This window comes from Flavobacterium chungangensis, from assembly GCF_042654045.1.
Taxonomy (GTDB): domain Bacteria; phylum Bacteroidota; class Bacteroidia; order Flavobacteriales; family Flavobacteriaceae; genus Flavobacterium; species Flavobacterium chungangensis.
In genome coordinates this window covers 169,189-182,966 of sequence record NZ_JBHSFY010000004.1, presented here as the reverse complement: position 1 = coordinate 182,966, position 13,778 = coordinate 169,189, and the positions used below count along the sequence as shown (strand labels likewise).

Here is a 13,778-nt window from a genome sequence, read left to right as displayed (position 1 = left end):
TTATCACAGACCTAAAATAATTTTACCATTAAGATATTAAGGAAATTAAGCTATGCTTTCTTAATGAAACTTTTAAAGGTTAAGTAATATTAAGCGATCCAACTTAATTAACTTAATATCTTAATGGTTAAAATTTAGCAATTCAATCTGGTTTCGGTTGAGTTTGACCAGACCGCGTTGCTCCATTTTTTTGAGTAATCTGGAAACAACTTCGCGTGAAGTATTTAATTCGGTTGCGATTTCCTGATGTGATAAATTTACCTCAGAACACCCACAGGCATCAGAATGTCTTTTTAAGTAGAATTCTAATCTTTCATCCATAGAACGGAAAGCGATATTGTCTACCACTTCGAGAACTTCTTCAAAACGGCTTCGGTAGGTTTCAATTACAAATTCGTACCAGCTTCTATGTTCCATCATCCATTTGTCCATTAATTGCAACGGAATCATCATAACAGTAACATCCTCAACCACTTTTGCCATAATCTGGCTTTTTTCGCTTTTTGCTGTACAAATCATTGATATCGCACAAGCTTGTCCAGGTTGCAAGTAGTACATTAAAAACTCTCCGCCGTCTTCACCTTCGCGATAGATTTTGATTTTACCTTTAGTTATCAAAACTGTATTTTTAATATACTGACCGGTACGCATTAAAATGGTTCCGGCTTCAAAATCTTGAAGGCTTCCGTTTTCTTCGATTGTGGCAACAAGTTCGTTGGAGAAATTAGGAAAGATGGTTTTTAGGGAATGCTGCATGTTGTATAATATTTTGTCACATCGAGCGAAGTCGAGATGCTCATTTTTTTCGACTTGACTCCAACTAAAAGATATAAATTATCTTAACTTGCTTTTTGTTAAAATCGAATTAAAAAATGTATTTGTTTGCAAAGATAATAGTTTGAGCTCGGATAAATTATCATAAAACTAGATTTAAGATTAATTTTATGTAAATGAAAAAATCCTATTTTCTATCGATTTTGTAGGCTGAATTTTTAAAAATAGTAACTAAATTTGTAATTCACTGATTATAATACTTTCTCTAAAACGTTTTCTGAGAATAATAATCGAAATCGCATTTGGTACGTTTTTTATATAGAGAAACGTCGTAATTTTACAAAAACACATTTTATTATGAATTTATCACAAGAAGATTGGGTTGCTCAGTTAGAGGCTGACGAAAATGCAGTTATACTTGATGTAAGAACTGAAGACGAATTTAATGACGGCTACATTGAGAATGCTCTAAATATTGATATCAATAAAGGGCAGGCATTTATCTATGAAATCGAAGAATTAGACAAAAATAAAAACTATTACGTATACTGTCGTTCTGGCGCTAGAAGCGCAAAAGCATGCCAGATTATGAACGAGTTGGGTATCGAAAACGCCTACAATCTGCTTGGAGGAATCCTAGATTGGGAAGGTGAAACAGTACAACCATAAAAGAAGAAGAGGCAATAAAAAAGCCTCTTTTTTCTTTTGAAAATAAAATTACCAGACCATTAAAAACCAAATTATGAGTTTTATACCAGAAGAATATCAGATTAATAGTCTGATAAATCAAGATACCTATCTTGTAAATGGAGAATTGAAACAATGGACAGGGCAAACCACACCTGTGTTTTCTACTATTTCTTCAACAGAAAAGTATTCGCCGACTTTATTAGGATCTATTCCTTTTATGGGAGAAAAAGAAGCAGCGGAAGTTGTCGAAGCTGCTACCAATGCATACGATATGGGACAAGGCTTATGGCCGACTATGAAAGTAGTTGATCGTATTAAATGCATGGAAAAATTTGTGAAACAAATGAAAGAAACCCGTGAAGAAGTAGTGAAATACTTAATGTGGGAAATTGGAAAGTCATTAGGAGATTCGCAAAAAGAATTTGACAGAACAGTAGAATATATTTACGATACTATTGCCAGCTATAAAGAATTAAATGGACGCAGTTCGCACTTTGAAAAAGTGCAAGGTGTTAACGCCATGATTCGCCGTGGACCTCTTGGAGTTGTACTATGTCTTGGACCTTACAATTATCCTTTAAACGAAACTTTCTCCTTGTTGATTCCTGCCTTGATTATGGGGAATACGGTAATCTTTAAACCAGCTAAACATGGTGTTTTATGTATTTCGCCATTATTAGAAGCATTCAGAAGCAGTTTTCCTAAAGGAGTAATCAATATTGTTTACGGAAGAGGACGCGAAGTGGCGTCTCCGATTATGAAATCTGGAAAAATTGATGTTTTAGCCTTAATTGGAAACAGTAAATCAGCGATTGCTTTACAAGATCAGCATCCGAACAAAAATAGACTGCGTTTAATTTTAGGTTTAGAAGCTAAAAATCCAGCGATTATTCTTCCAGATGCCGATTTAGATTTGGCTATTCAGGAATGTATTACGGGAAGTTTGTCTTTTAACGGACAACGTTGTACTGCTTTGAAAGTGTTGTATGTTCACGAATCGATTGCTGAAGAATTCAATAAACGTTTTTCTGAAAAAGTAGACAGTTTGCTTTTTGGAAATCCGTGGGAAAAGGGAGTTGCTTTAACACCGCTACCAGAAACCGACAAACCAAAATATATTCAAGGTTTAATTGATGATGCTCTTCATAAAGGAGCTAAAGTCATTAATGAAAAAGGAGGAAAACATACTGATAACTATATTTTTCCAGCAGTTTTATATCCAGTAAACAAAGAAATGCGTGTATATCACGAAGAACAGTTTGGGCCAGTTGTTCCTGTACTTTCTTTCAAAGATATTAAAGAACCATTGAAAGATATGGCAGAATCAAACTACGGGCAGCAGGTAAGTTTATTTGGTAAAGATATAAAAACTCTTGCGCCGCTAATTGATGCTTTAGTTAACTTAGTTTGTAGAGTAAACCTCAACAGTTCTTGCCAAAGAGGGCCAGATGCTTTCCCTTTTACAGGAAGAAAAGATTCTGCCGTAGGAACTTTGAGTATTCCAGATGCTTTGCGTTCTTTCTCAATTCGTACGTTTGTAGCTTCAAAAGATATCGATTATAATAATGAGATTCTGCAGGAATTGCTTAACAGCAAAGAATCGAATTTTATTAACACCGATTATATTTTGTAGTCATCAAGGTTATATATTAATTGTAGATGCCGTCTATTCCTTTTGGTGATAGACGGTTTTTCTTTTTAAAGATGCTAAGTTTCTGAGATGCTAAGATTCTAAGTTTTTTTGTAAAAGTTTGATGTAAAATATAAAATAAAGTTTTTCTACATCTCACATTTCACTATTTACCTTTTACTATTCACATTAACAATTAATAATTAAATTTGTAACATTGTTTTAAAACAGCAGTCTTATATATCAAACAATTTAAAGACCTAAGAATTATTTATGAAAAAGAGATTTTTGCAATTTGCATTAATAGCATTCGTTCTTTTTGCCCAAGATACTATTGCTCAAGAGCTTTACATGCCTCGAAATATAAAAAAAGCCTATGAAAACGGAACACGTTCTAAAGACGGAAAACCAGGCGCAAACTATTGGCAGAACCGTGGAAAATATAATATGGAAATTTCAGTTGATCCGAAAACGAGATTGGTCAGCGGAACTGAAACCATTATTTACGAAAACAATAGCAAGGATACTTTAAGAAACTTAGTTATTCGTTTTGTAAACAACCTTCACAAGCCTTCTTCTCCAAGAGGAAGTGAAGTAAGCAACGATTTTTTAAGCGACGGATTAACGATTACTTCATTGAAAGTAGAAAATGAAGTGTATAAAGAAGATGCTAAAAACTGGGGAACTGTTGGAAATGTAAAATTGCAAAAACCAATTTTACCCAATTCAAAGACCACTATAAATATTCAATGGAATTATCCTTTGTCCAAAGAAAGCGGTAGAGAAGGCCAGATTGACGAAACGACATTTTTTGTAGCGTACAGTTATCCTCGCGTTTCAGTTTTTGACGATTACAATGGATGGGATAGATTACCGCATACAGATCGCCAAGAATTTTACAATGATTTCAACGATTATGTTTTTTCTGTAAAAGCACCAAAAAACTACGTGGTGTATGCAACTGGAGATTTATTAAATCCAGATGAGGTTTTGCAACCTGAATTTGCTTCACGCTTAAAAAAATCATACACAACAGATGAAATTCTGCACATTGCAAACGAGCAGGAAATGAAAAGCGGAATCGTAACAAAACAATACGATTGGAATGTCTGGAAATTTGAAGCTAAAAACATTACAGATGTTTGTTTTGGTTTAAGTGATCATTATTTATGGGATGCTAGCAGTGTTGTAGTCGATAAGAAAACAAATCGTCGAGCAAGCGTTCAGGCGGCTTATAATGTTAAGGGAACCGATTTTGTAAATTCGGTAAAAAACAATCAATATGCTTTAGATTGGTTTTCTAACAATTGGCCAGGAGTTCCGTATCCGTTTTCTAAAATGACGGCTTTCCAAGGTTTTGCCGATATGGAATATCCAATGATGTGTAATGATTCTGAAATGGGAGATCCTATTTTTGCACAGTTAGTACAAGATCACGAAGTAGCGCACACTTATTTTCCTTTTTACATGGGAATCAATGAAACGCGTTATGCCTTTATGGACGAAGGTTGGGCAACTACTTTTGAATATTTAATCGGAATTGCTGAACATGGTAAAGAAGCTGCCGATAAGTTTTATAAAGAATTTAGAGTGAAACATTATATAAACGATCGATCTTCAGAAGAAGATCAGCCCATTATAACAATGTCTACACAGGTTTCTGGTGCAGGTTATGGAAATAATTCTTATGGTAAAGCTTCTCTTTCTTATTTGGCTCTAAAAGATATGTTAGGAGATGAAATGTTCAAAAAAGCGCTTCATTTTTATATGGATACTTGGAACGGAAAACATCCTATTCCGTGGGATTATTTTAATTCATTTAATACAGCAACAGGAAAGAATTTGAATTGGTTTTTTAATAATTGGTTCTTTACTAACAATTACATAGATATTGCCATAAAAGGTCTTTCTGCCGATAAGAAAACCATAACAATAGAAAATATTGGAGGTTTTGCAATTCCTTTTGATGTTATTATTACTTACGCAGATAAGTCAAAAACAAATTTGCATCAAACGCCAGCGATTTGGGAGAAAAATCAAAAAACAGCTAGAATAATTTTGAAAAGCGCAAAAAAAATCGAAAAAATTGAGATTGATGGTGGAATATTTATGGATGCAACACCAGAGAGCAATGTTTTAAATGTTAAATAATTGAATTAAATTTAACTAAATAAATTAAAGCGTCACTTTGTTTTAGCAAAGTGACGCTTTTTGTTTAAAATAATTAAAAATATTCAAGTTGCAGAAAAACAGCATAAATATTTCTGGGAAAAATATTACGTTTGCCAAATACTAAAAATACCACCAAATCTAATGAAGAATACTTTTGTTCTGATTGCTTTGCTAAGCAGTCTCCAGTTTTTTGCGCAGAACGATCAAAAGACTGCATTTCAAAAAAACAAATATGAATTGGCTAATTCTTACTACAAAAAAGCCGATTTTGTAAAAGCTATTGATTTATTTTCTTTAGTAGCAAAGATTAAACCTGAAAATGAAATAGGAAAAGAAGCTATTAAAAAGGTAGACACCTTACGCGAACTTTTAAGAAAAGAAATTCTAAGTCAAGCAATTGGGACTTGGAAAAGAACAGGAAGTCAGCCAGTTTGGTCTGCGGCAACAACAGTTACTGCCAGTCAATCTACTTTTGACGAAGTGGTCGAAATTAAAGAAAATGAGATCTTGTTTTACGAGGTTGACAAAAAAACAAAAGTAAAGAAACTTCTCAGAACTGAAAATTTAGTTTATAATGATGCAAAAAGCACGGTCTCATTATTTTCAGAAATTATTCTTTCTGATGGAACAGTTTGGAACTGTAGTCTTAACGAAAAGTCAGATGTATTGCATGTTGTTAATGTAGCTGTTAAAACAGAAGAGGGAATAAAAAAGATACAAAGTGATAATGAGGAAAATTATTACGTTAAAATGTAAATGATATATAAAAAAAGGGAATCAATCGATTCCCTTTTTTTATGAGTTTTATAGAAATTTAAATCCAATGGAGAGATTGGTAACTCCAGTTTTAATTTCACTGCTAGAGGCATCTATATCACTAAGTCCAGCAAGATATCTAACATCAAAAGTTAGTCTCCAGACATCGACTCCCACACCTCCAAGAATGCTATGATTATTTTTTTCTATAGCTATAGAATTGAGATTATTGCTGGTGCTTATGTCTGAATAATTTTTCCAGTTGTATCCCACAAAAAGCCTCACATTTCCGAGTTTTCCAAGCGGAATAATTTTAAGTCCTGCAATTAATGAAGCATCTGTTCCTGATAGTTTAAATTCGGTTTCTCCAACACCGTTTTGGTATACGCTAAAATTAGTTTGACCATATCCAAACTCGCCCTGAGCATAAAAAAGTGCAAGGTTTAATCGGCCAAATGCGGCAAATCCAATTCCTGTATTCGTATGATCGGAACTGAAATTTTTGGCATTGACAGAAGTAATGCTTGTAGAAAACTGCGGCCCGATTTGTATTAATTGTGCAAATCCATTGGCACAAATACATAAAAATGCTGTTAAAAGGAATTTTCTCATGACGGAATTTATTTGATTTTGGTACTATAAAAATAATCATAATACATTAGAATTGAATGATTTGTCTGATTTATTTTTCTGTAAAGTTTTGATAATTAATTAGATCGATATTTCTGGTTTGCTTTTTTCGATTAAATCAAAATGAATTAATTTTGAGACGCTTAAATAAATTCAAATGGAAGTTAAAAAAATAAACGCAAGTGATACTTGGCCAATAAGACACGAAGTAATGTGGCCAGACCAGCCTTTTGAGTTTGTACAGCTCGAAGAAGATAATTTAGGAGTTCATTTTGGAGTTTTTGAAGAAGATAAATTAGTTTCTATAGTTTCCTGTTTTATTGAAGGAAAAGAAATGCAGTTTAGAAAGCTGGCTACTTTAGAAGAATATCAAGGAAGAGGTATTGCTTCTTATCTCTTAAAATATATTTTAGAATTTGCAAAAACTAAGGATTTGCAAAAAGTTTGGTGTAATGCCCGAAGCAACAAAAAGTCTTTTTATGAAAAGATGGGACTTATAGATACTCATAAAACATTTGTCAAAGCTGGTCAGGAATTTACAATAATGGGAATTAAACTATAAAAAGTAATTTTTTTGTTTGTATAAATATTTGTTTTGTAGTTGTTTATATTGCGTTTTTTAAAACGGATGATACTTTTCTTCATCTAATCTTCATCTAAAAAGTTACCGAAAACGTTTTCATTTTATGGAACTGTTAAACCTTGTTAAAAATTCTTTTTTTGTTTTAATTCTTTTATTACTTTCGCACCGAAATGAGAAAGTTAATAGTATTTTTAGTATTCATGAATATGCTTCTGTTTGGCGGAGGCCAATATTTGAATGCAAATACTTTTGGCGCTCATACTCACCATCACCTACAAAAACATAGAGTTAAGTTTACTAATCAAGATCGCGGGACTTCAACAATTGAAGAAGCTACAGATATTGATTTGGAAGAAGATCTTGTTGGAGGTGAAGATGTTGATTTACTTACGAACAAATATTTTACTGCTTCGTATAGTTTGGTAGACGCTTTGTATCTGGCACTTTCAGATCAGTCTGCAGCGAATGATTCCAATCGTTTAAAAATTTCTACGCCTATATTCGGGCATTCAAATCCTATCTATATTACTCAACGAGTATTAAGAATTTGATTTTAAAGTATACATCGGTTACCTGAGTTTTGATCTCTGCGTATCTTGCTGTTGTATATTTTTTCTACTTCTGCTTATATAAAGTTAAGGTCTGGGCTAAGGCTGACTGATGCATTTTAACATCCAAAAGGAATTTTCATTCCAAAGCATTCAATCGCTTAATTTCCAAACTAAATCATGAAAAAAATCATTGTGTTCACAGGCTTAATGGCCTTGGTGTGCTTAACGAGCTGTACATCTAAAAAAGAAGAAAAAGAAGAAGTAGAAAAATTCACCGTTACTAATCCAGTAAGAATTGATACTTCATTTACAAAAGAATACGTTTCACAAATAAAATCGGTTCGTAATATCGAACTTCGTGCCCAAGAAAAAGGGTTTTTACAAAATATATATGTTGACGAAGGACAGTTTGTAAAAAAAGGACAGCTGTTGTTTAAAATTATGCCAAATATGTATCAGGCAGAATTATTAAAAGCACAGTCAGAACAAAAATCTGTAGAAATTGAATTGCAAAATTCAAAATTACTGGCAGATAAAAATATCGTTTCTAAAAACGAATTAAGTGTCGCTCAAGCAAAATTGCAATCTGCAAAAGCTGAGGTTGCGCTGGCAAAACTTCATTTATCATTCACAGAAATTAGAGCTCCGTTTGACGGAACGATCGACCGTATTCCTTTAAAACTAGGAAGTTTAATCGACGAGGGAGAATTGTTGACAAGTCTTTCAGATAACAGTCAGATGTTTGCTTATTTCAATGTTTCTGAGCCAGAATACATTAGTTACGAAACGAATATTAAAGACCGTGCAGATAACAAAGTGAATTTGGTTTTGGCTAACGGAGATATTTTTAAAGAAAAAGGAAATGTTGAGGTAATCGAAAGTGAATTCAACAACGAAACCGGAAACATTGCTTTTAGAGCAAGATTCCCTAATTCTGGAAAATTACTTAGAAATGGCGAAACAGGACAAGTTCAAATGAATGTTCCTCTTAAAAATGCTATTGTGATTCCGCAAAAAGCGACTTACGAAATTCAAGATAAAAAATATGTTTTTGTAGTTGGAAAAGACAATAAAGTAAGTTCTAGAGAAATCACTATTACTGGCGAAATCCCTGATTTGTATGTAATCAAAAGCGGTCTTACAGAAAATGATAAGATCTTGTTAGAAGGTGTTCAGAAAGTAAAAGAAAACGACAAAATTAAATTCGATTACGAATCTCCTAAAGAAGTAATCAATCATTTACGCTTAAAAGCAGAATAGTTTTTTGTTTTAATAGTTTCAAGTTTCAGGTTTCAAGTTGCATACTGAACCTGAAACTTGAAACCTGAAACTTGAAACATTTTAAACTTCAATAAGTTTAATCATTTAAAAAATATAAAAATGTTTAATAAATTTATTCAAAGACCTGTTCTGTCGATAGTAATATCGTTGATTATTGTCTTTTTGGGGGTATTGTCGGTTTTAAATTTACCAATTACACAATTCCCTACAATTTCACCTCCAATGGTGAATGTTACCGCAGATTATCCTGGATCTAACGGTGAATTGATGGTTAAGGCTGTTGTTATTCCTTTGGAAAGAGCCTTAAACGGAGTTCCAGGAATGAAATATATGGCTTCAGATGCCGGAAACGATGGTGAAGCTACAATCAAAGTGGTCTTTAACTTAGGAACAGATCCTAATCAGGCAGCAATTAACGTTCAAAACCGTGTGGCTTCGGTTACCAATAAACTTCCTCCTTTGGTAATTCGTGAGGGTATTAAAATCACTCGTGAGGTACCAAGTATGTTGATGTACGTGAATCTTTACAGTACAGACAAAAATACCGACATGAAGTTCTTATACAACTATGCCGATATCAACGTTCTTTCTGAATTGAAAAGGGTAAATGGTATTGGTTCTGGAGACATCTTAGGAACACGTGAATATGCAATGCGTATCTGGCTGAAACCAGACCGTATGTTGGCTTATAAAATTTCTGCAGATGAGGTAATGGAAGCATTATCTAGTCAGAGTTTGGAAGCTTCTCCAGGTAAAACGGGAGAAAGTTCTGGTAAACGTTCTCAAGCATTTGAATATGTATTGAAATATTCTGGACGTTTTACAACAAAAGAACAATACGAGAATATTGTAGTAAAAGCAAATCCAAACGGAGAGCTTTTAAGATTGAAAGATGTTGCTAAAGTTGAATTTGGTAGCTCGATGTATGATATCTATTCTAATTTGAATGGAAGACCATCTGCGGCGATTGTATTAAAACAATCTTTTGGAAGTAATGCGAATCAGGTTATTGAAGAAGTAAAAGCAAAACTGGAAAAAATCAAACAAAGATTCCCTAAAGGAATGGATTATGAAATTTCGTATGACGTTTCTAAATTCCTTGATGCTTCTATCGAAAAAGTAATTCATACTTTGGTTGAAGCCTTTATTCTGGTAGGTTTAGTAGTATTCCTTTTCTTAGGAGACTGGCGTTCTACGGTTATTCCTGCAATTGCAGTACCAGTATCTTTAGTAGGAACTTTTGTATTCATGACATTCTTTGATATATCATTGAACTTGATTACGTTATTCGCTTTAGTATTAGCAATTGGGGTCGTCGTCGATGATGCGATTGTGGTTATTGAAGCCGTTCACGCCAAGATGGAAGAGGAGCATCTCTCGCCATTTAAAGCGACTAAAAAAGCAATGCACGAAATTGCGGGGGCAATTATTGCAATTACTTTCTTGATGGCCGCGGTATTTATTCCTGTTGCATTTATGTCTGGTCCTGTGGGAGTATTCTACAGACAGTTCTCTGTAACTATGGCAACTGCGATTATCCTTTCGGGTATTGTGGCTTTAACATTGACACCGGCACTTTGTGCAATGATGTTAAAAAACAATCATGGCGTGCCTAAAAAGAAAACACCAGCCAATAGATTTATTGATGCTTTCAACGAAAAATTCAATTTAGCGCAAGGTAAATATCAGAACTTACTAGGCAAAATTGTTGACAGAAGAGTAGTTACCATTGTAGCGCTTCTTGGTTTCTGTGCTGGAACATGGATCATCAGTAGTAATGTTCCTTCAGGATTTATTCCGAATGAAGATCAGGGAATGTTTTACGCGGTAATCCAGACACCACCAGGATCTTCTTTAGAAAGAACAAATAATATTGCAGAACGAGTTCAGAAAATTGCTGAGGACATTGATGGAGTAAAATCGGTTTCTTCATTGGCAGGTTATGAAATTCTGTCTGAAGGTACTGGAGCTAACTCAGGGACGTGTTTGGTTAACTTGAAAGACTGGAGCGATAGAAAAGAATCTGTTTTGGAGATCATGCACGAAATGGAGGAAAAATGTAAAGATATTGCGGGGGCAAATATCGAGTTTTTCCAACCGCCTGCTGTACCTGGTTATGGTGCTGCCGGAGGATTTGAGCTTCGTTTGTTAGATAAAACTGGTTCTGTTGATTATAAGAGAATGGAACAGGTAAATAACGATTTTGTGGCTGAATTGAACAAACAGCCGGAACTATCAAACGTATTTAGTTTCTATAGCTCTAGTTTCCCTCAATACATGATGAAAGTCGACAATGACTTGGCACAGCAAAAAGGGGTTTCTATCGAAAACGCGATGAATACTTTGTCAACTCTTGTAGGAAGTAACTATGAGATCAGTTTTATCAAATTTGGTATCAACTATAAAGTAATCGTTCAGGCTTCGCCAGAATATCGTGCACAGCCAGATGATATCTTAAAATTATACGTAAAAAATGATCGTGATGAAATGGTGCCTTTTTCTGCTTTTATGAAATTAGAAAAAGTGTACGGACTTTCAGAAATCACACGTCATAATATGTATACCTCAACACAAATCAGTGGTTCGCCAGCTGCGGGTTATAGTTCTGGTACAGCGATTAAAGTAATTCAGCGAGTAGCTGCTGAAAAATTACCAAGAGGATATGACATTGACTGGGCTGGTATTTCTGCCGATGAGGTGGCTCAGGGTAATCAGGCAATTTGGGTATTCTTAATCTGTTTAGGATTCGTTTACTTGGTATTAGCGGCACAGTACGAAAGTTTTATTCTGCCATTGTCAGTAATTCTTTCTTTGCCAGCGGGTATTTTTGGAGCTTTCCTTTTATTGAAATTAACAGGATTAGAAAACAATATTTATGCACAGGTTGCTATGGTAATGCTTATCGGATTATTAGGTAAGAATGCCGTGTTGATTGTAGAGTTTGCGATCCAAAGACATGCAGTCGGTAAGTCAGTTTTAGATGCTGCAATGGAAGGGGCAAAAGCAAGGTTCCGTCCGATTTTGATGACTTCGTTTGCTTTTATCGCGGGTTTATTACCGCTTGCTTTTGCAACGGGTCCTGGTAAAATTGGAAACAGAACCATTGGTACTGCAGCCGCTGGAGGTATGCTTATCGGAACCATTTGTGGTGTATTTGTAATTCCAGGCTTGTATTTCATATTTGCTAAAATTGCTGAGAAACACAAATTGGTAAAACATGAAGAAGAAAATCCATTAACAGAAGAAATTGACAACAATCATGTATAAAGTTAAATCATATCAATATAGTATTGCTTTGGCTGTATGTCTAGCAGTTGCAGGGTGTAAAACCCCTGCACCTGAGGCAGCAGTGACTACCAGTACACCAGTTCCAGAATCGTTTGGCTCAACAGTTCAGACTCAGGATGCAAACAGCAATACGGCAGCATTAAACTGGAAAGATTATTTTAAAGATCAGAATCTAGTTGATTTAATAGATACGGCTCTTAAAAACAATCAGGAATTAAATATCACTTTGCAGGAAATTGAAATAGCAAAAAATGATATTCGCGTTAAAAAAGGACTTTTATTGCCAACTGCAGGCTTGCGTGCCGGAGCTGGAGTAGAAAAAGTGGGTAGATATACCAGTCAAGGTGCGGGTGATGCTACTACAGAGATTAAACCAGGGGTAGAAACTCCAGATCCGCTTGGAGATTTTACGATTTCGGCTTATGCAAACTGGGAAGTAGATATTTGGAAAAAACTGCGTAATTCTAAAAAAGCAGCTTTAAACAGATATTTGGCTACAGTAGAAGGTAAAAACTTTGTAATTACAAACCTCATCGCCGAAGTTGCTGATTCGTATTATGAATTACTAGCTTTAGACAATCAGTTGGATATTGTAAAACAAACCATCAAATTGCAGACTAACGCTTTAGAAATTGTAAAAGTTCAAAAACAGGCTGCAAGAGCAACAGAATTGGGAGTTAAGAAATTCGAAGCTGAGGTTTTAACTTCGCAAAGTATGGAGTTTGATATTTTGCAGCAGATAAAAGAAACTGAGAATAAAATCAACTTTTTGTTGGGGAGATATCCTCAGGAAGTAAAAAGAACAAACAGCACTAATTTCTTAAGTTTATTGCCAGCTTCTGTAAGTTCTGGAATTCCGTCTCAATTGTTACAAAATCGTCCAGATGTTAAACAAGCAGAATTAGAATTGGTAGCGGCAAAATTAGATGTAAAAGTGGCTCGCGCTGAGTTTTACCCGTCTTTGGATATTACGGCAGCGATAGGAGTACAGGCTTTCAAACCTTCTTATTTGTTTACTATGCCAGAATCTCTTCTATACTCATTAGCTGGAGATCTTGTAGCGCCTTTGATTAACAGAAATGCGATCAAAGCAGAGTTTGCAAGTGCCAATGCAAGACAGATTCAGGCATTGTACAATTACGATCGCACAGTTTTAAATGCGTATCTAGAAGTTTCAAACCAAATGTCTAAGATCGAGAATCTTCAAAAAGGATACGATCTTAAATCGAAACAAGTTGATGCTTTAAATACTTCGATTGATGTGTCAAACGATTTGTTTAAATCGGCTCGAGTAGATTATTTTGAGGTTTTGATGACGCAGAGAGACGCATTAGAAGCGAAATTAGAATTAATTGATACTAAAAAAGAACAGTTGAATGCTGCGGTTCATGTCTATAGAGACTTGGGCGGCGGATGGAAATAA

Annotated in this window: 11 protein-coding genes; 9 read left to right on the top strand and 2 right to left on the bottom strand. The window is 34.6% G+C overall.

Annotated elements, in window-relative coordinates; translation table 11 throughout:
- Nucleotides 1-120: 120 nt before the first annotated feature.
- Nucleotides 121-756 carry a Crp/Fnr family transcriptional regulator gene (locus tag ACFO3N_RS08120; protein ID WP_379796740.1) on the bottom strand — a complete coding sequence of 212 codons (636 nt, stop codon included), beginning with the start codon at nt 754-756 and terminating at the stop codon, nt 121-123.
- Nucleotides 757-1,131: 375 nt separating this feature from the next.
- Here ACFO3N_RS08120 and ACFO3N_RS08115 point away from each other — a divergent pair, with 375 nt between their 5' ends.
- The 4 genes from ACFO3N_RS08115 (at nt 1,132) to ACFO3N_RS08100 (ending at nt 6,022) form a co-directional block, all read left to right on the top strand.
- Nucleotides 1,132-1,443, top strand: a complete 312-nt coding sequence (locus ACFO3N_RS08115; RefSeq protein ID WP_095929060.1) for a rhodanese-like domain-containing protein — start codon at nt 1,132-1,134, stop codon at nt 1,441-1,443.
- A gap of 73 nt (nt 1,444-1,516) precedes the next feature.
- A complete protein-coding gene (locus ACFO3N_RS08110) occupies nt 1,517-3,097 on the top strand; it encodes an NADP-dependent glyceraldehyde-3-phosphate dehydrogenase (RefSeq protein ID WP_379796738.1) in 1,581 nt (526 codons plus the stop codon).
- A 270-nt stretch (nt 3,098-3,367) separates the two neighbouring features.
- Nucleotides 3,368-5,245, top strand: a complete 1,878-nt coding sequence (locus ACFO3N_RS08105) for a M1 family metallopeptidase (protein ID WP_379796736.1) — start codon at nt 3,368-3,370, stop codon at nt 5,243-5,245.
- A 162-nt stretch (nt 5,246-5,407) separates the two neighbouring features.
- The gene (locus ACFO3N_RS08100) at nt 5,408-6,022 is read left to right on the top strand and encodes a hypothetical protein (RefSeq protein WP_379796734.1); all 615 of its coding nucleotides are present in this window, start codon (nt 5,408-5,410) and stop codon (nt 6,020-6,022) included.
- 48 nt (nt 6,023-6,070) lie between these two features.
- Here the strand turns inward: ACFO3N_RS08100 and ACFO3N_RS08095 are convergent, their stop codons facing one another.
- The gene (locus tag ACFO3N_RS08095) at nt 6,071-6,634 is read right to left on the bottom strand and encodes a porin family protein (RefSeq protein ID WP_379796732.1); all 564 of its coding nucleotides are present in this window, start codon (nt 6,632-6,634) and stop codon (nt 6,071-6,073) included.
- A gap of 175 nt (nt 6,635-6,809) precedes the next feature.
- Between ACFO3N_RS08095 and ACFO3N_RS08090 the strand changes: the two genes are divergently transcribed.
- The 5 genes from ACFO3N_RS08090 (at nt 6,810) to ACFO3N_RS08070 (ending at nt 13,778) form a co-directional block, all read left to right on the top strand.
- Nucleotides 6,810-7,214 carry a GNAT family N-acetyltransferase gene (locus ACFO3N_RS08090; protein WP_379796730.1) on the top strand — a complete coding sequence of 135 codons (405 nt, stop codon included), beginning with the start codon at nt 6,810-6,812 and terminating at the stop codon, nt 7,212-7,214.
- A gap of 191 nt (nt 7,215-7,405) precedes the next feature.
- On the top strand, nt 7,406-7,786 hold the full coding sequence (locus ACFO3N_RS08085) for a hypothetical protein (RefSeq protein ID WP_379796728.1): 381 nt from the start codon (nt 7,406-7,408) through the stop codon (nt 7,784-7,786).
- 177 nt (nt 7,787-7,963) lie between these two features.
- Complete coding sequence (locus ACFO3N_RS08080) at nt 7,964-9,046, top strand: efflux RND transporter periplasmic adaptor subunit (RefSeq protein ID WP_095929053.1); 1,083 nt, start codon at nt 7,964-7,966, stop codon at nt 9,044-9,046.
- Nucleotides 9,047-9,166: 120 nt separating this feature from the next.
- Nucleotides 9,167-12,334, top strand: coding sequence for an efflux RND transporter permease subunit (locus tag ACFO3N_RS08075; RefSeq protein ID WP_379796725.1), 3,168 nt, complete (start codon nt 9,167-9,169; stop codon nt 12,332-12,334).
- Entirely contained in the window at nt 12,327-13,778 is a 1,452-nt protein-coding gene (locus ACFO3N_RS08070) for a TolC family protein (RefSeq protein WP_379796723.1), read from the top strand. The genes ACFO3N_RS08075 and ACFO3N_RS08070 overlap by 8 nt, the downstream gene beginning before the upstream one ends.